This is a genomic window from Pseudonocardia sulfidoxydans NBRC 16205, from assembly GCF_007989085.1.
GTDB lineage: Bacteria > Actinomycetota > Actinomycetes > Mycobacteriales > Pseudonocardiaceae > Pseudonocardia > Pseudonocardia sulfidoxydans.
Genome location: NZ_BJVJ01000004.1, coordinates 112,692 through 127,752, shown reverse-complemented (window position 1 = coordinate 127,752; position 15,061 = coordinate 112,692). Strand labels below are relative to the sequence as shown.

Sequence of the window (15,061 nt, the reverse complement as noted above, 5' to 3'; positions counted from 1 at the left end):
ACGGGCGACAAGGGTTGCACGAGGTTGCACGGGCTGCCCGCGGCGGGCCCGGCCGCCTATCCTCACGGCACGCCGGGGTGTCGAGGAGGCCATGTCCATGGAGTTCAGCGCGATCCGGCCCGGCACCGACCTGCCGAGCTACGCGCGCGAGCTGGTCCGGATGCACGACGCGGTCATCGGCGGCGGCCGGTCGGCCCTGCGCCCGCGTGACCTCGTCGCCAGGTCGTGGAAGCGCGTCCTCGGCGACGGGCTCGACCCGGCCGGTCGCCGCTCGCTGCGCGACCCCCTCCCCCTCGACGCCGTGCACCGTCGCCGCCGCGAGTCCCCGCTGTCGCTGGTGATCGACGACCTGCGCCAGATCGTCTGCTCGGTGGCCGACGCGTCGCAGTTCCTGATGGTCGTGACCGACGCCGACGGGATCATCCTGTGGCGCGAGGGGTCGGCCCGGGTGCGGGCCAAGGCCGACGGTCTGGGCTTCGCCGAGGGTGCGGAGTGGACGGAACAACGTGTGGGCACCAACGCGATCGGGACCGCGCTGGCCGAGGCCGCGCCCGTGCAGCTGTTCTCCGGCGAGCACTTCGAACAGCAGCAGCATCCCTGGTACTGCACCGCCGCGCCGATGCACGACCCGCGCACCGGCGCGCTGATCGGGATCGTCGACGTCAGCGGGCCCGCACTGACCCTGCACCCCGCGATCGTCGCGCTCGTCCAGACCGCCGTGCGGTTCCAGGAGTCACGGCTGTGGAGCCACCACCAGTCGGCGTTGCAGCAGCTGCGGACCTCCGCCGGGCCCCTGCTCGCCGCCGCCGACGGCCCGCTGCTGCTCGTCGACGACGACGGCTGGGTCGCCCACACCGCCGGGGTGGCCGCGCAGGCGCGCATCGCCGTCCCGCGGGAGAACCGGCCCGTCACCGTTGCGGGCCTCGGGCTGTGCATGCCCGAACGCGTCGCGGGCGGCTGGCTGGTGCGGCCGACGACGGGCCACCCGACCCGCATCGTCGTCGACCTCGACCTCTCGACCACACCTTTCGTCGAGGTCTCCGGCGGCGACCGGCACTGGCGCAGCTCGCTGACCGCGCGCCACGCCGAGATCCTGCGGCTGCTGCACGCCGCGGGCCCCGACGGACTCAGCGCGGCCGAGCTGAGCCGCCGCCTCCACGGCGACGACCAGCACCTCGTCACGGTCCGCGCCGAGGTGTCGCGGCTGCGTCGCACGCTGGGCGGGATCGTCGAGAGCCGGCCGTACCGGATCGCGCCGTCGGTCGAGATCACCGTCCTGCAGTCCTGCTGAACCCGGCCCAGCCCCCAGCTCCACACCGGACCGGACCTCGCCCGCGCACTGCCCAGCGTGTTGTCGGACCGCAACTATGATCACGCCATGAGCACGGCACGGGTCTCCCACGCCGGGGCGGCGGTCCGGGCGCGGGTCCAGCTGCCGACCATCCCGCTGCTCAAACATGCACTCAAGACCGGGCTGGCCGTCGGCCTCGCCGTGTGGCTCGCCCGGCTCGCCGGGTTGGAGGATCCCTACTGGGCCGGGATCTCGGCAGCCGTCGTGTCGAACCCCAACCTCGGTGGGAGCATCGGCTCCGCCCTCTCCCGGGTGGGCGCGACGGTTGCCGGGCTCGCCCTGGGACTCGCGGCCCTCACCCTGTTCGGGCAGGGGATCGTGGTCGGTGCGGTCGTGGTCGGCGTCGCCGTCCTCGTCCTGCCGATGATCGGGATCACGACGGGAGTGCGCCTCGGCGCGGCGACCACCCTGATCCTCACCGTCTACCCGGCGACCGACGAGCTGGTGGTCGCGGTGTCGCGCGGGCTGAACATCCCGCTCGGAAGTGCCGTCGCGGTCCTCGTGGGCCTACTCGTGTGGCCGTCGCGCGCGTCGCGCGCCCTACGCAGCCGGCTGCGGGCGGACGTGGCAAGCGTGGGTGTCCTCGCCCGCGACGCCCTCGCCGGGTACGCCGGAACAGGCTCGGTCGACGTGATCCACGAGCAGGTCCGCGCGATCGAACACGCACCGGCGGCGCATGCTGCCCTGCTGAGGGACGCGACCCGCGAACCGGGCGCCGGAGCAGCCCTGCAGCGCCAGACCGACGTCGCCGCCCGGCTCGTCGCCGAGACGATCACACTGTCGCGGGCCGCGACGAGCGGGGCCGGGGATCGGGCGGCGGAGCTGCTCGCCCCCCAGCTGCTCGGTGTCGGCGACGCGATCGAGCAGACGACACGCACCTACGCCGACCGCGTGGAGGCCCCGGCCTTCGCTGAGGCCGTCGGCCGGGCCGAACAGGCGGTGGCCGCGCTCAGGGCCGCGCTCGACGAGCTGAGGTCCCGACGCGGAACCGTCACCTACACCAGCGACGAGCTCCTTCACCTGCTCTCGACGATCCAGGCCACCCAGGCCCTGGTCGGCTACCTCGTCGGGCTGGGGCAGCCGGAGGAATGAGCGTCGGAGCAACTGTCGACGCCGAGCTGCTCGAGGGTGCGCTGGGCGGCATCGAGCTCCTCGCGCAGCTGCGCGACCCGTTCCTCCTGACGGCGACGGGCCTCCGCCAGCGCCGACGTCATCACCTCCGCCACCGCGGGCGGGAGAGAGCGGGACACGGCGGCGACGACGGTGGCCGGGAGAGGTGTCGCGGCCACGACCCTCTTCGCGCCCACCCGCACCTCGACCGCCCAGTCGCCGTCGACGGTGGAGGACAGGCTGACGGTCACCGGCCCCGACCGCTCGGCGCGCTTGCGAGGACGGGCCGGGGACTTCTTCACGGGCGCCGCGGGCGGCTCCCCCTGCGGTGCGGGAGGTTCGGGGGCGGGCGCCTGTTCCTCCGCGGCCGGCTTCTGCGTCTCAGCCGGCTTCTCCTTCTCGGCCGGCTTCAGCCGGGACCGCGGTGCCGCCGGCCTGCGGGCGGGCCGGGCGCGGGTCAGCTCGTTGGGCGAGCAGAACATCGTGTCGCGCGAGCCCGCGGGCCGGACCTGGATGAAGTCGCCCTCCGGGACCTCACCGACCGCGACGATCTTGGCCGACCCCCCGGTCGGTACCCCGACCGCGGCCGCGGTGAACCAGACCGTCACGGTCGTGCCCGCGGCCAGCTCGTCGCGCAGCGCCGCCACGTCCTGCTCGGTCAACGCGGAACCCTGTCCCGGCACTCGTCATCTCCTCACTCCACCCGCGACGACGTCACCGGACAGCCCCTCTGCGGCCTCCACAACTCGCCCCCGCGCAGGGTTTCACACCACGGGTGGCTCCACGCCGACGGACACCTCCATCGGCCCGGCGTGTCCGCGGCAGGACGTCTGGCGAGTCGTGGCGCCACGGTCCTGATCTTCGTCCCCGTCGGGGCCGCGCGACGGTCACGACCGGTTCGCCGGCACCACCGAGTTCGCACCGGTGGACGCCCCTGACCGGCCCAGCTCGACGGCCCTCCCTCTGCGGGCACGCGCACTCCGCGCCGCGGCCCGTCGCGATCAGTCGAACTTTGGACCCGAGCGAAGTCCGGTGTGGATGCCCGTGGCCGTCCGGGTGGTGCGGGGAGGTCCGCGAGGAGGCTGATCGACCGTCGACGCCGCTGGCGATCCCGGAGCCGAAACCCTTGATCGTGTACGGACCGGGCGCCACGGCGAGGTAGGAGTCCTCGTCGTAGGGCGGGACGGTCGTGCGGGCGAGCCGCTCGCCGTCGCGGACGTCGACGACCCGTTCCGGGTGGACAGCGGGGTTCGATGGCCGTCGCCGAAGGTCGAGCGGCAGGCGGGCCCAGAGGTCTGCCCCGGGCGGGCCGACTACTCCACGACGAGCTCCCGCAGTGCGCGGAAGACGAAGTGCGGGACGTGCTCCGGTTCGCTCACGAGCCGGAGCCCGGGACGTATTGCGGCGAGTTGTTCGAGCGCGATCCGGGTCTCGAGCCGGGCGAGTGCCGCACCCAGGCAGAAGTGCGCGCCGCGGCCGAAGGACAGGTGCTGGAGGTCCTCGCGGGTGGGCCGGAGCTCGGCTGCGTCGGGGAACCGGTCCGGGTCGTGGCCGGCGGCGGCGAAGTGGAGGAACACCAGGTCCCCGGCGGGGATGGCGACGCCCCCCACGACCGTGTCCCGGGTGACGCGTCGCGGCATGCCGTAGATGGAGGTGTCGAACCGCAGCATCTCCTCCACCAGGTTCCCGACGTCGGTCGTCCCGTCGACGAACGCTCGCCAGCGCTCCGGCCGCCGCAGTAGGTGCCAGAGGGTGTTGCCGATGAGGTTGGCGGTGGTCTCGTGCCCGGCGCTGATCAGGCCGGGGAACAGCGAGAGCATCTCCATGTCCGAGAGGGGGACGTCGCCGGTCCGGCGGACGTCCCAGACCGCGGTGATCAGGTCGTCGGCGGGCTCGTGTTCTCGCTGGGCGATGAGCTCGCTGATGTGGGCGTGGTACTCCAGGGCGGCGTCTGCGCAGCGGAGCTGGTCGTCCAGCGGCATGCCGCGTTCGTCGGCGCCCAGGAGCTCGTTCCACTGCTCGGACAGGTCGTGGCAGCGCTGGATGTCCTGCTGCGGGATGCCGACCAGCCCGGCGATCACCGTGAGGGTCAGCGGGTAGGAGAACCGGGCGAGGACGTCGAAGGGCTCGTCCCGGGGCAGGTCCTCGGCGAGGCGGCGGGCCAGCCGTGTCACGTCCTCCTCCATCCGCGCGACGCGGGCCCGGGTGAACGCGGCGTTCACGATGCGGCGCAGCCGGGTGTGGTCCGGTCGGTCCATCCCGATCAGGGTGGCCGTCATCGGGACCTTCCCCGCGAGCCGCGCCGTGACCTCGGGGTGGTAGCGCCCGACGATCGCGTTCTCCGAGGAGAAGGTGTCCGGGTCCCGGAGCACCGCGTCGACGTCCGCGTACCGGGTGATCACCCACATCCCGACGGCTGGGCTGAAGAAGACCGGCCCGCGGTCCCGCCGGTTCGCGAGCCAGGTGTAGGGGTCCTCCCGGATCGCCGGCGCGAACGGGTCGTAGTCGGGTTCGAGCGGGAACCGGGTGCCGTGTTGCGTGTCCGTGGTCATGGCTCTCTCCTTTGAGAACGGTCGGTTCAGCCGGTGGAGCGTTCGACCAGCCGGAACCGTTGGATCTTGCCCACCGCGGTGCGCGGGAGCTCCTCGACGACGTGGATCTCCCGTGGGAGACGAGGTCCGGACAGGTGCTCCGCGCACCACAGCCCGAGGTCGTGGGCCAGGGTCGACGGTGCGTCGGCGGTCGGGACGACGAATGCGACGGCGACCTCGTCGCGGACCGGATCCGGCATGCCGACGACCGCGGCGTCGAGCACGTCGGGGTGCTCGACCAGGGCCGCCTCGATCGCGACGACCGAGACGTTCTCCCCCGCGACCTTCAGCAGGTCCCCGCCGCGGCCGATGAACTCGACCTCGCCGTCGTCGGTGAGCCGGCCCAGGTCACCGGTGTCCATCCAGGTGAACCCGTCCGGACCGACCTCTGTGAAGGTCGACGCGGTGGCGATCGGGTCGTCGCGGTAGGCGCGGAACAGCGAGAGCCCCGGGAACCCGCCGACCTGGATCCTGCCCGTCCCGCCGGGGGCGGGCGGCGCGTCGGCGTCGGGGTCGCGGAGGCGGACGTGACAGCCCGGCGTGGCGCTACCGATGGTCGTCGGCGCGAGGTTGAGGCGTCGGCTCATGAGGACGGCGGGCGCGGTCTCGGTCATGCCGTAGATCTGGCGTGGGCGGCAGCCGACCAGCGCGGCGAACCGTCCGTACTCGTCGGCGGTGAGGTTCTGGGAGAACCACACGTTCTCCATCGGCCGGGTCAGCGCGACGGGCTCGGCGCGCGCCAGGATCATCCTGATCGGGGCGGCGAACAACGAGGCGTGGGTGGCGCGGACCCGTTCGGCCTGCGTCAGGAACCGGGACGCCGAGAACCGTTCTGCCAGAACGACGGTGGCACCGACGGAGATCGACGCGGACACCGAGTAGTACTGCGCGTTCGCGTGGAACAGCGGCAGCACCACGAGGAAGCGCGAACCGGGGCGGAGACCCGCCGCCGCGGCCATGACGTCCCCGGCGAAGGCGTAGTTCGCCTGAGTCACCTCGACCATCTTGGGCGCCGAGGTGGTACCGGAGGTGAACATCAGCGACAGCGGGAACGTGGGGTCGGCCGGTGCGTGTCCTGGTCCCGCCGGGCCCGGCGCAGCGGGGACTCCCGCGTCCTGCGGCGCGACCGGGACGAGGGGCAGGACCGTCCCGGACGCACGGTACGCGGCCGCCTGGGCCGCGCCACAGACCGCGACGACGGCGCCCGTCCGAGCGGCCTGCCGAGCCAGCTCGGCCGGTGTACTGCGCGGATCGCACGGGACCACCGTCCAGCCTCCGCGCGCCGCGGCGAGGAGGGTCGCCACGAACGCCGGGTGGTTCGGCAGGACGAGTTGAACCGTGTCGCCCGGTCGCACGCCGTACGCGCCGAGCGCTCGACCGGTCTCGTCGACGACGGCGTCGAACTCGGCGTAGGTCCACGCCGATCCCTCCCCCTCCGAGGGGACGAACTCGAGGAAGCTCGCGTCCGGCACGGCGGCGACTGCCTGTTCCCATCGCCGGGCCAGGGTGGTCCAGTCCGTCAGTCGTTCCACCGACGCAGTATCAGGACCGACTCGACGCCGGGGCCATGTCGTCGACAGACCAAAGAACGACACCTTGCTCGTCTGCTACAGACCAACCGATACTGGCGGTGTGCCGACCACCCCGCGCGACCTCCCGCTCGAGGTACTGAGCGCGCTCGTCGATCTGGGGGCCGAGCTGCAGGCCGAGGAGGTCGACCTGCCCCGGGTGCTGCGGCTCGCCACGGAGAACGCGGCTCGGCTGCTCGGTACGCACATCGCCTGGCTCTCGCTCTACGACGAGGCGGCCCGCTCGATGCGGGTCGCCGTCAGCCACGGGGTGACGACGCCCGGGTTCGCCGAGATGCAGGTCGTGCACGGTGAAGGCCTGGGTGGGGCCGCCCTCGCGACGGGAGGCCCGGTCGTGGTGGCGGACTACGAGACGTGGGCCGCCCCCGGCCTGGTCCGCGACGCGATGCTCAGGGAGGGAGTCGCGTCGGTGGTCTGCGCCCCGCTGCTCCGCGGCGGGGAGGCGATCGGGGTGCTCTACGTCGGGAACCGCACCCGAACCGACTTCTCACCCACCGAGGTCTCCGTGGTCAGCGCGCTGGCTGCGCAGGCGTCGATCGCGATCGGGAACGGCAAGCTCTACCAGGGCCTGCTGGAGAAGACCCGGACCCTCCAGGCGACATTCGAGATCCACCGCGTGCTCGGGGCGGCGGCGGTGGCCGATCTCGGTCTCGAGCGGGTCCTGGCGACACTCGGCGGCCTGACCGGTCGCCGGCTGGTGCTGGAACAGCACGTGGTGGAGCCCTTCGAGATCCACAGCGAGGACCCTCAGGAGACCGACCCACAGGGGACCGAACCACAGCCCGTCGCGACGGTCCCGGTCCGTCGCGACGGCACCGACCTCGGCACGATCTCGGTGTTCGGCGAGCCGTTGGGAGAGCTCGAGGAGAACGCCCTGTCGCACGGGGCGACGGTGCTCGCGTTGGAACTGATGAAGCACGAGGCTGCCCGGGCGGTGGAGTGGCGGCTGCGGGGCGAGCTGCTCGAGCAGCTGCTGGAGGCCGAGGACGTTCGCTCGCCCGACCTGGTCGCACGCGCCGCGCGGCACGGCATCGACCTGGCCCTGGAGTGCACCCTCGTCGTGATCGACGCACCCGCGCTGGGCCTGCCCGGTCTCCGCACCCTCGTCCGCCGGGTCCTCGACTCGCCCGCCTCGGGCGTCGACCGCAAGACGGTCCTGAGTGGACAGCGGGGTGACCGTGCCGTGGTCGCGCTCGTCGGCGAGGGCCACGAACCTGCCCGGTTCGTCGAGGCGCTCCTGGACCGCGCCTGCGGTGAGGTCGTGTGGATCGGGACCAGCGGCGGAAGGCCGACGATCGCCGCGGCGATGCGGGAGGCGAGTGCATGCTGCCGGTTGGCGCGGCTCGCGGAGACCGAGGGCTCGCACGTGGTCCACGGGCACACGCTCGGCCCTCTGCGGTTCATGGTCGACATGCAGGATCTGGGCGCGGCGAGCGAGTTCGTCGACGAGGTGCTCGGTGCGGTCGCGGCCCACGAGGAGCGCGGTGGGGCGCGGCTGCTGACGACCCTGCGTGCGTTCATCGAGGAGGACGGCAACCACGAGCGCATCGCCGCGCGCTGCCATGTCCACGTCAGCACGGTGAAGTACCGGCTCGGACGCATCGCCGAGCTGCTCGGCCGTCCCCTGCAGCACTGGGAGACCCGGTTCGAGATCGCCCTCGCGTTCCGCCTCTCCGACCTGGTCCGTGCCATGCCGGAGCGGCGCCGTCCCCGATGATCCCGGGGACGGCGCCTGCTCAGCGGGCGAGCGCCCCCGCGTCGACGGGGAGCGTCACGCCGGTGACGTAGCGCGCCTCCGCGGACAGCAGCCAGGCCACGGCGTGGGCGACGTCCGACGGGTCCAGCCAGGGGACGGGGAGCAGGTGCCGCGCCCGGTAGACGTCTCGGAGCGCGGCCAGCCCCTCGGGTCCACGCAGGCCGGTCCAGCGCTGCGCGTGGTCCTCGTTGTTGACCATCGGTGTGTCGACGGCCGTCGGATGGACGGTGTTGACCCTGATCGACCGCGGCCCCAGCTCGTGGGCCAACGCCCGCATCAGACCGACGACCGCGTGCTTGCTCGCGACGTACCCGGCGAACCCGCTCATGCCCTTCGCGCCGGCGATCGAGCTGGTCAGGACGATGCCGCCACCGTCGGGTCGGAAGTGCGGCAGCGCCGCCCTGACGACGTTCCACGCTCCGGTGACGTTGACGTCGAACGACTCCTGCCAGCCTTCGTCCGACGGTGAGGCGGCCCCGCCCGCGCGGAGCACGCCCGCGTTGGCGAACACCCCGCCGACTGGCCCCAGCCGCTCGACGACGGCAGCCGTCGCCGCGTCGAGCGCTGTCGGGTCGCGGAGGTCCGCGGACACTGCGACCGCCGTACCTCCACGCTCCCGGACCGCCCGGGCCATCGGCTCCGCCAGGGACACCCCGTCGCCGTCCGGCAGATCGACCGCGGCGACCGGGACGCCGCGTGCCGCCAGCAGGCGGCACGTGGCACTCCCGATCCCGCCGGCCGCCCCCGTGACGACGACGGTGCCGTGCACGGTCACCGGCTAGTACGCGTCGGCGTGCGCGGCACCGGGGAACTCCGGTGTGCTCCCCGCGCGGAACGCCTCGCGTCCGGCCTCGGCATCCGGCAGGGTCGCGCTGAGCGCCTCCACGTACAGCGAGTGCTCGAAGATGCCGATGTTGTGCAGGTACCAGTCGTTGAGCGCCGCCTTCGTGCCCTGGATGGCGAACTGCGGACCGGCCGCGAGCTGCACCGCGATCTCCTCGGCGGTGGGTAGGAGGTCCTCGTGCGGCACACACCGAGCGACCAGGCCCATCTCCGCCGCCTCCCGCCCGCTGATCCGGTCGCACATCAGCAGGTGGTACTTGGCGCGGGCCATGCCGATGGCCAGCGGCCACACGAGCGCGGCATGGTCTCCGGCGGCCAGGCCGATCTTGAGATGGCCGTCCATCAGCACCGCCTTCTCGCTGGCGATGCTGATGTCGGCGAGCAACGCGATGGCCAGCCCCCCACCGACCGCGAATCCGTTGATCGCCGAAACGATCGGTTTCCGGCACGCGATCATGTTGCGCACCAGGGCCCGCCCGTCGCGCATGTCGGTGGCGAGCGGGCCGTTCCCGGCCTCGAGATCGCCACCGGCACTGAACGCCCGCCCGGCACCGGTGATGAGGGCGACGTTCATGTCGGGGTCCGCGTCGAACTCGCGCCAGATGCGGCCCTGCTCACCGTGCCCGATCTCGCCGGACGCGTTGAGCTTCTCGGGCCGGTTCATCGTGATCCGCAGCACCCGGTCCTTGCCGGGTTCGACCTTGAGGAAGGTGTAGTCGTCGTAGCTCATCGGTTCCTCACCGTTCCGGGAGCGCGACCGCTCGGGCCGGTCCCTGTCCCTTGTGGCCGACGCGGTTGCGCAGCACCCCGATGCCCTCCGCCTCGAGCTCGACCACGCAGCCCTGGGTGAGCCACCGGTCGATCTCCACCCCGCAGCCCTTGCCGATCGTGCCGCTGCCCAGCAGGTCTCCCGGGCGCAGCGTCTGCTCCTGGCTGGTCCACTCGACGAGCTCGGGGAACGAGAACTGCATCGTGCCGATCGTCCCCGCGGACCAGACCTCACCGTCGATCCGCGCCTGCAGGTGCGCGGTGGCGGGGTCGAACTCGTCCGGGGTGGCGATGCACGGGCCGATCGAGCTGGCGAAGTCCTTGCTGACGCCGGGCCCGTTCCCGATGCTCATCTCGCGTGCCTGGATGTCGCGGGCGCTCCAGTCGTTGTAGAGGGTGTAGCCGACGATGTGCCGCCCGGCGTCGGCGGCACGGATCCGGCGGCCGGGGGCACCGATCACCGCGCAGATCTCCAGCTCGTAGTCCAGCTTGTCGGTGTAGGCGGGCCACGGGACGGTGTCCTCCGGCCCGTAGATCTCGTCGACGTTGCCCTTGTAGTGCGCCGGGACCGAGAACCACTCCTCGGGCACCTCCTTGATCACACCGGCGGCCACCACCCCGCGCATGTGCTCCTCGATGACGAGGTAGTCCCGCAGGCTGTTCGGGCGGGGCAGGGGCGCGACGAGCGGGACGGAGCCGAGTTCATGGAGCCGTTCGGCTCCGGGCCGCCCGGTCTCCCCGGCCCGGGCGACCGCGTCGACCGCCGCCCGGACCTCCTCGATGGCCGGGTGTCCGCCGGCGATCACCTGCAGCAGGTCCGACGGGTCGTCCGCGACAAGAGCCCGGCCGTGGGCCGCGAGAGCCTGCTCGATGTCGACCACGAGCTCGCCGTGCAGAACCCCCGCCCGCAGCGCCGGTCGTTCCGCCCGAGACACGGCGTAGGTCACCAGCCTCATGTGCCGCTCACCCCGGCCGTTGCCGTGACCTCGACCGGTCGGAGCCCGGAACGGAGGCGGGCGACCAGCGCGTCGAGGCCGGCCGCATCCTCCGCGGCGCCGAACAGGTAGCGGTCGGGCCGCACCAGCACCGCGCCCGCCCCGAGCTCGGAGAGCCAGTCCCGCAGCCCGTCGGCGTCGGCCGCCACGGTCCGGACGCCCAGCTCGTCGAGCAGCACGGTCGTCTCCGGTGCCGTGGCGGCCAGGACCGCGGGATCCGCGACGACCGCGAAGCGGTAGCCGACGACGTCGTCGAGCAGCTGCCCGTCGCCGGTCCTCGGCTGCGGACTGAGGGTGCCCGCCGCCTCGCCGTCCTGGTCCCGGACCCCGGGGCCGAGCCGGGGTCGGAGGGCCTGTGCAGCGAACACCGGGGGCTCCTCCTCCGGCGCCTCGAGCGTCTCGATCCGGTTCGCCAGCTCGGCGGCGAGCGTCGTGTAGGTCGTCACGTGCGGGCGGCGTTCGGTCTCGTAGGTGTCCAGGAGAGCGTCGTCGGACTCCCCCCGGACGACCCGGCCCAGCTTCCAGGCCAGCGCGGTGGCGTCCCGGATCCCGGAACACATCCCCTGGCCCAGGTGGGGTGGCATGGTGTGCGCGGCGTCGCCGGCGAGCAGGACGCGACCGACCCGCCACGGGGTCGCCGTGAGCGAGCGCCACTCGTAGACGTCGCAGCGCAGCAGCCGGTACTCGAAGGGCTTGAACCACGGAGCGACGACCTCGTAGGCCTTGTCGGTCCGTTCGAACTCACGTGCGTCGTCGTCCTCCCGCAGCAGCAGCTCGAACCGCAGCCGCGGCTCCGCGATCGGGACGAGCGTGAGCGGGTTGCGGATCGCGCCCTGGATCCAGGAGTCCCGCCCCGGCAGGCGGTTCTTCTCGACGAACGGCACGATGTCGACGATCAACGATCGATGCGTCGCGTGGTGGTCGATCTGGGTGCAGCCCATGAGGGTCCGGACCGACGAGTTCGCGCCGTCGCAGCCGACCACATAGCTCGCCTCGATCCGCTCCTCGACCGAGGTGGCGGTCTCCTGCAGGGTCACCAGGACACCGTCCGGCTCCTCGGCCAGCGCGCGGACCTCCCAGCCGAAGTAGGTCCGTGCGGCGGGGTACTCGTGGGCGTAGCCGCGCAGGACCGCTTCGAAGTCCGGCTGGTGAAACATGTAGTCGGACTGCCAGCCCTGCTCGGTGATCCCGCGGTTCATGTCCATCGCCATGATCACCCGCCATTTGGCGTCGTAATGACGATAGGTCCCGACGAGCGAGAAGGACTTCTCCAGGTGCTCCAGACCGAGGGTCTGGAAAGCCCGCATCGTCTCGTCGTCGAGATGGGTCGCCCGCGGGCGGGCCATCGGCATCCGCCCGCGGTCGATCACGGCGACGCTCAGGCCCTCGAGCTCGAGCAGCCGCGCGAGCGCGAGGCCGGTGGTGCCGCAGCCGATCACGGCGACGTCGACCCGGTTCGTGTCGGTCATTGTCATCCCTCGTCGTCGAAGGTGGAGGGCCGGACCGCGACGGCTCGGGCCCGGGTGCCCTGCTGGTGGGCCGCCTCCATCACGGGGACGGCGGGATCGAGGCTCGTGGCGGTGGTGAGCAGCAGCTCGCCGTCGGCGCCGGGCCAGCAGGCGATCGCGAACCCGTCGACGTCGATGCGGTCGACGAGCACGCCGTCGCGGAGCCGGAGGAAGGCATTGCCGTCCGTGGCCGCGACCCATGCCGACCCGTCCGGGAGCCCGCACGCCCCGTCGGGCCGGAAGGGCTTCCCCAGCTCGGCCCACAGGTCGAACCACGTGCGGCGGTCGCTCACGCCGCCGTCCGCGTCGACGGAGAAGGCCGTGATCCTGCCCGCGAACGTCTCGGCGACGAGCAGGGTCGCGCCGTCGTCGAGGAGCACGAGCCCGTTGGGGAACATCAGGTCCTCGGCGACGACCGACGCGCGTCCCTCGGGGTCGATCCGCAGCAGCCGCCCCGGGAGGTCGGGCGAGTGCACCTCGTCGACGTAGACGGTGCCGTCCGGCAGCACGATCAGGTCACCGAGTCTCCCGGTGACCAGCCCGGTGAGGTCGGCGTGCGGCGCCCACCGCTCGCCGTCGAAGCGGTCGACCCGGGCGGCGTGCATCCGGGCGGCGACGAGCTCGCCGGAGGGCAGGAACCCGGTACCGTTCACCGCGGTGTCGAGCTGGTGGACCCGCGTGCCCTCCGGCCGGATCTCGATCAGCCTCGATCCCTGGGTGTCCGACACCCAGACCACCCCGTCCCGGAACCTCGGCGACTCGGCCCAGCGGAGGTCGTCGACCAGGACCCGGCCGCCGGTGGTGGTCATGTGCGCGTCCCCGGCGGCAACCCCAGCTCGGAGAAGCCCTCCGGCGTCAGGTGCGGGCCCCACAGGCTGACCCACTTGTGCCCGTCGAAGGTCCACTCGCCCGGGGTGTGCGCCTCGTCGTCGTAGATGCGCTCCATGTCGCAGTAGAACTCCTGGACCAGACCGCTCGGCTCCTGGACGTAGGTGGCGATGTTGCGGCCCATGCCGTGGCGCAGCGGGCCCCAGAGCACCGTCTCGCCGCGCGCGTCGACGAGGTCGGCGATCGCGGCGACCTCGACGATCGTCGGGTACTCCCAGGCACAGTGGTGGATCTGCCCGGGACCCGGGAAGACCCCGATGCCGTGGTGGTCGACGTTGCAGCGCAGGAACACGCCCTCCTCGATCCGGTCGGACACCCGGAAGTCGAAGAGCTCGACCAGCATCCGTTCCATCCGCCGCGGCTCGGGGACGAAGAAGTTGAAGTGCCCCAAGCGGGTCGGGCGGAGCGCGGCGGTCGGCGGCGCAGGGGTGGTCTGCACCATCCGGCTGTAGATCTCGAAGACGAACCCGAACTCGTCGGTGAAGGCGAACCCGTCCTCGACGCCGTGGCTCAGGGGCCCGTCCTGCAGGATCCGAAGGCCCGCGGACTCGACGCGCTTGCGGGCCTCGGCGAGGGCGTCGGCGTCCGAAGCGACGAGCCCGACGTGGTCGAGTGCGTCCTCGTCCGCGGCGCGGTAGTGCAGGGCGTGATGTCCCGCCCCGAGGGCGAACCAGGCTTCGTCCTCGGTCCGCTCGCGGACGTGCAGACCAAGCATGCCGGCGGCGAAGTCCTGAGCCGCAGGCAGGTCACGGACCCGCAGCGAGACGTGGCCGATCTCGCGGATGACCGGGGCGCCCATCAGACGGCCTGCAGCACGTCGTGAGCGGCCGCCACGCAGCGGTTGGTCTGCGCACCGAGACCCTCGATGGTGCAGCTCAGCGTCCTGCCCGGCGTCAGGTAGGACGGCGGGTCGGCACAGTGCCCGACCCCGGCCGGGGTTCCCGTCGCGATCAGGTCACCGGGCATCAGGGTGATGATCGTGCTGATGTAGGAGATGATCTGCGGGACCGAGAAGTGGATCTCCGCGGTCGAGGCGGCCTGTCGCACCTCGCCGTCCACGGACAGCTCCATCCGCAGTGACCGGGCGTGGTCGACCTCGTCGGGGGTCACCAGGAACGGGCCGACGGGCGTGGACGCCTCGAAGGTCTTGCCCGACAGGAACTGTGACGTGCGCAGCTGCCAGTCGCGCATCGACACGTCGTTGACGATCGTGTAGCCGGCGACGTAGGCCTCGGCGTCGGCCTCGCTCACGTTGCGGGCGGGCCTGCCGATGACGACGCCGAGCTCGACCTCCCAGTCGACCTGCTGCGAGGCGGCCGGGATGGCCAGGTCGTCGTTCGCCCCGATCAGGCTGCGCCCGTACTTGGCGAACAGCACCGGGTGCTCCGGCAGGGCGAGGCTCGCCTCCGCCGCGTGGCTGCCGTAGTTGAGGCCGACGCAGATCACCTTCTCCGGCATCGGGGTCACCGGTGCGAAGTCGGCATCGGCCAGGTCGAGCCGGGCGCCGTCCTCCCCGGCGGCGCGCTGCGCCCAGTCCTCCCCCGATGCGACCAGCTGCCGCACGTCGGCGTAGGGCAGGACCACCAGCTCGGCGCCGTCGACGCGGACCGCCCGCAGTCCGTCGTCCGTGCGGATGGTGGCTACTCGCATGATGTCTCCGTC

At 72.5% G+C, this 15,061-nt stretch carries 13 protein-coding genes; 3 read left to right on the top strand and 10 right to left on the bottom strand.

Translation table 11 applies throughout. From position 1 onward, the window contains the following. Positions 1–91 precede the first annotated feature (91 nt). Both PSU4_RS03685 and PSU4_RS03680 read left to right on the top strand, forming a co-directional pair. The gene (locus tag PSU4_RS03685) at positions 92–1,291 is read left to right on the top strand and encodes a GAF domain-containing protein (protein ID WP_147102518.1); all 1,200 of its coding nucleotides are present in this window, start codon (positions 92–94) and stop codon (positions 1,289–1,291) included. Positions 1,292–1,378: 87 nt separating this feature from the next. Beyond that, a complete protein-coding gene (locus PSU4_RS03680; RefSeq protein WP_147102517.1) occupies positions 1,379–2,443 on the top strand; it encodes an FUSC family protein in 1,065 nt (354 codons plus the stop codon). Here PSU4_RS03680 and PSU4_RS32720 read toward each other — a convergent pair. From PSU4_RS32720 to PSU4_RS03665, 3 genes are all read right to left on the bottom strand, one after another. After that, on the bottom strand, positions 2,410–3,123 hold the full coding sequence (locus tag PSU4_RS32720; RefSeq protein WP_147102516.1) for a DUF6319 family protein: 714 nt from the start codon (positions 3,121–3,123) through the stop codon (positions 2,410–2,412). The two genes, PSU4_RS03680 and PSU4_RS32720, sit on opposite strands and share 34 nt — an antisense overlap. A 651-nt stretch (positions 3,124–3,774) precedes the next feature. After that, the gene (locus PSU4_RS03670; RefSeq protein ID WP_147102515.1) at positions 3,775–5,013 is read right to left on the bottom strand and encodes a cytochrome P450; all 1,239 of its coding nucleotides are present in this window, start codon (positions 5,011–5,013) and stop codon (positions 3,775–3,777) included. A gap of 26 nt (positions 5,014–5,039) precedes the next feature. Further along, positions 5,040–6,584 carry a class I adenylate-forming enzyme family protein gene (locus PSU4_RS03665; protein WP_222596155.1) on the bottom strand — a complete coding sequence of 515 codons (1,545 nt, stop codon included), beginning with the start codon at positions 6,582–6,584 and terminating at the stop codon, positions 5,040–5,042. A 100-nt stretch (positions 6,585–6,684) separates the two neighbouring features. On the opposite strand from PSU4_RS03665, the gene PSU4_RS03660 reads away from it, so the two are divergent. Continuing rightward, positions 6,685–8,358: a helix-turn-helix domain-containing protein gene (locus PSU4_RS03660; protein WP_186816723.1), complete on the top strand. Its 1,674-nt coding sequence runs from the start codon at positions 6,685–6,687 to the stop codon at positions 8,356–8,358. 19 nt (positions 8,359–8,377) lie between these two features. Here PSU4_RS03660 and PSU4_RS03655 read toward each other — a convergent pair whose 3' ends face one another. Genes PSU4_RS03655 through PSU4_RS03625 form a run of 7 tightly spaced genes read right to left on the bottom strand, consistent with a single transcriptional unit; the run spans position 8,378 to position 15,049 of the window. After that, a complete protein-coding gene (locus PSU4_RS03655) occupies positions 8,378–9,172 on the bottom strand; it encodes an SDR family oxidoreductase (protein WP_147102513.1) in 795 nt (264 codons plus the stop codon). 3 nt (positions 9,173–9,175) lie between these two features. Further along, positions 9,176–9,970, bottom strand: a complete 795-nt coding sequence (locus tag PSU4_RS03650; RefSeq protein ID WP_147102512.1) for an enoyl-CoA hydratase/isomerase family protein — start codon at positions 9,968–9,970, stop codon at positions 9,176–9,178. Between the two features lie 7 nt (positions 9,971–9,977). Further along, positions 9,978–10,964 (bottom strand): fumarylacetoacetate hydrolase family protein, encoded by a 987-nt coding sequence (locus PSU4_RS03645; RefSeq protein WP_147102511.1) that lies wholly within the window; start codon positions 10,962–10,964, stop codon positions 9,978–9,980. Continuing rightward, positions 10,961–12,472 carry a bifunctional 3-(3-hydroxy-phenyl)propionate/3-hydroxycinnamic acid hydroxylase gene (locus tag PSU4_RS03640; RefSeq protein ID WP_186816722.1) on the bottom strand — a complete coding sequence of 504 codons (1,512 nt, stop codon included), beginning with the start codon at positions 12,470–12,472 and terminating at the stop codon, positions 10,961–10,963. Before PSU4_RS03640 ends, PSU4_RS03645 begins: the two co-directional genes overlap by 4 nt. 2 nt (positions 12,473–12,474) lie before the next feature. Next, complete coding sequence (locus PSU4_RS03635; RefSeq protein ID WP_147102509.1) at positions 12,475–13,320, bottom strand: SMP-30/gluconolactonase/LRE family protein; 846 nt, start codon at positions 13,318–13,320, stop codon at positions 12,475–12,477. Next, entirely contained in the window at positions 13,317–14,198 is an 882-nt protein-coding gene (locus PSU4_RS03630; protein WP_147102508.1) for a VOC family protein, read from the bottom strand. Before PSU4_RS03630 ends, PSU4_RS03635 begins: the two co-directional genes overlap by 4 nt. Then, entirely contained in the window at positions 14,198–15,049 is an 852-nt protein-coding gene (locus PSU4_RS03625; RefSeq protein WP_147102507.1) for a fumarylacetoacetate hydrolase family protein, read from the bottom strand. Before PSU4_RS03625 ends, PSU4_RS03630 begins: the two co-directional genes overlap by 1 nt. Between the last annotated feature and the right edge of the window lie 12 nt (positions 15,050–15,061).

Excerpts from the sequence above, each read along its gene's own strand:
- PSU4_RS03625 (WP_147102507.1), bottom strand. The coding sequence starts at position 15,049 with ATGCGAGTAGCCACCATCCGCACGGACGACGGACTGCGGGCGGTCCGC.
- PSU4_RS03650 (WP_147102512.1), bottom strand. The coding sequence starts at position 9,970 with ATGAGCTACGACGACTACACCTTCCTCAAGGTCGAACCCGGCAAGGAC.
- PSU4_RS03645 (WP_147102511.1), bottom strand. The coding sequence starts at position 10,964 with ATGAGGCTGGTGACCTACGCCGTGTCTCGGGCGGAACGACCGGCGCTG.
- PSU4_RS03630 (WP_147102508.1), bottom strand. The coding sequence starts at position 14,198 with ATGGGCGCCCCGGTCATCCGCGAGATCGGCCACGTCTCGCTGCGGGTC.
- PSU4_RS03670 (WP_147102515.1), bottom strand. The coding sequence starts at position 5,013 with ATGACCACGGACACGCAACACGGCACCCGGTTCCCGCTCGAACCCGAC.
- PSU4_RS03635 (WP_147102509.1), bottom strand. The coding sequence starts at position 13,320 with ATGACCACCACCGGCGGCCGGGTCCTGGTCGACGACCTCCGCTGGGCC.
- PSU4_RS03680 (WP_147102517.1), top strand. The coding sequence starts at position 1,379 with ATGAGCACGGCACGGGTCTCCCACGCCGGGGCGGCGGTCCGGGCGCGG.
- PSU4_RS03685 (WP_147102518.1), top strand. The coding sequence starts at position 92 with ATGTCCATGGAGTTCAGCGCGATCCGGCCCGGCACCGACCTGCCGAGC.
- PSU4_RS03640 (WP_186816722.1), bottom strand. The coding sequence starts at position 12,472 with ATGACCGACACGAACCGGGTCGACGTCGCCGTGATCGGCTGCGGCACC.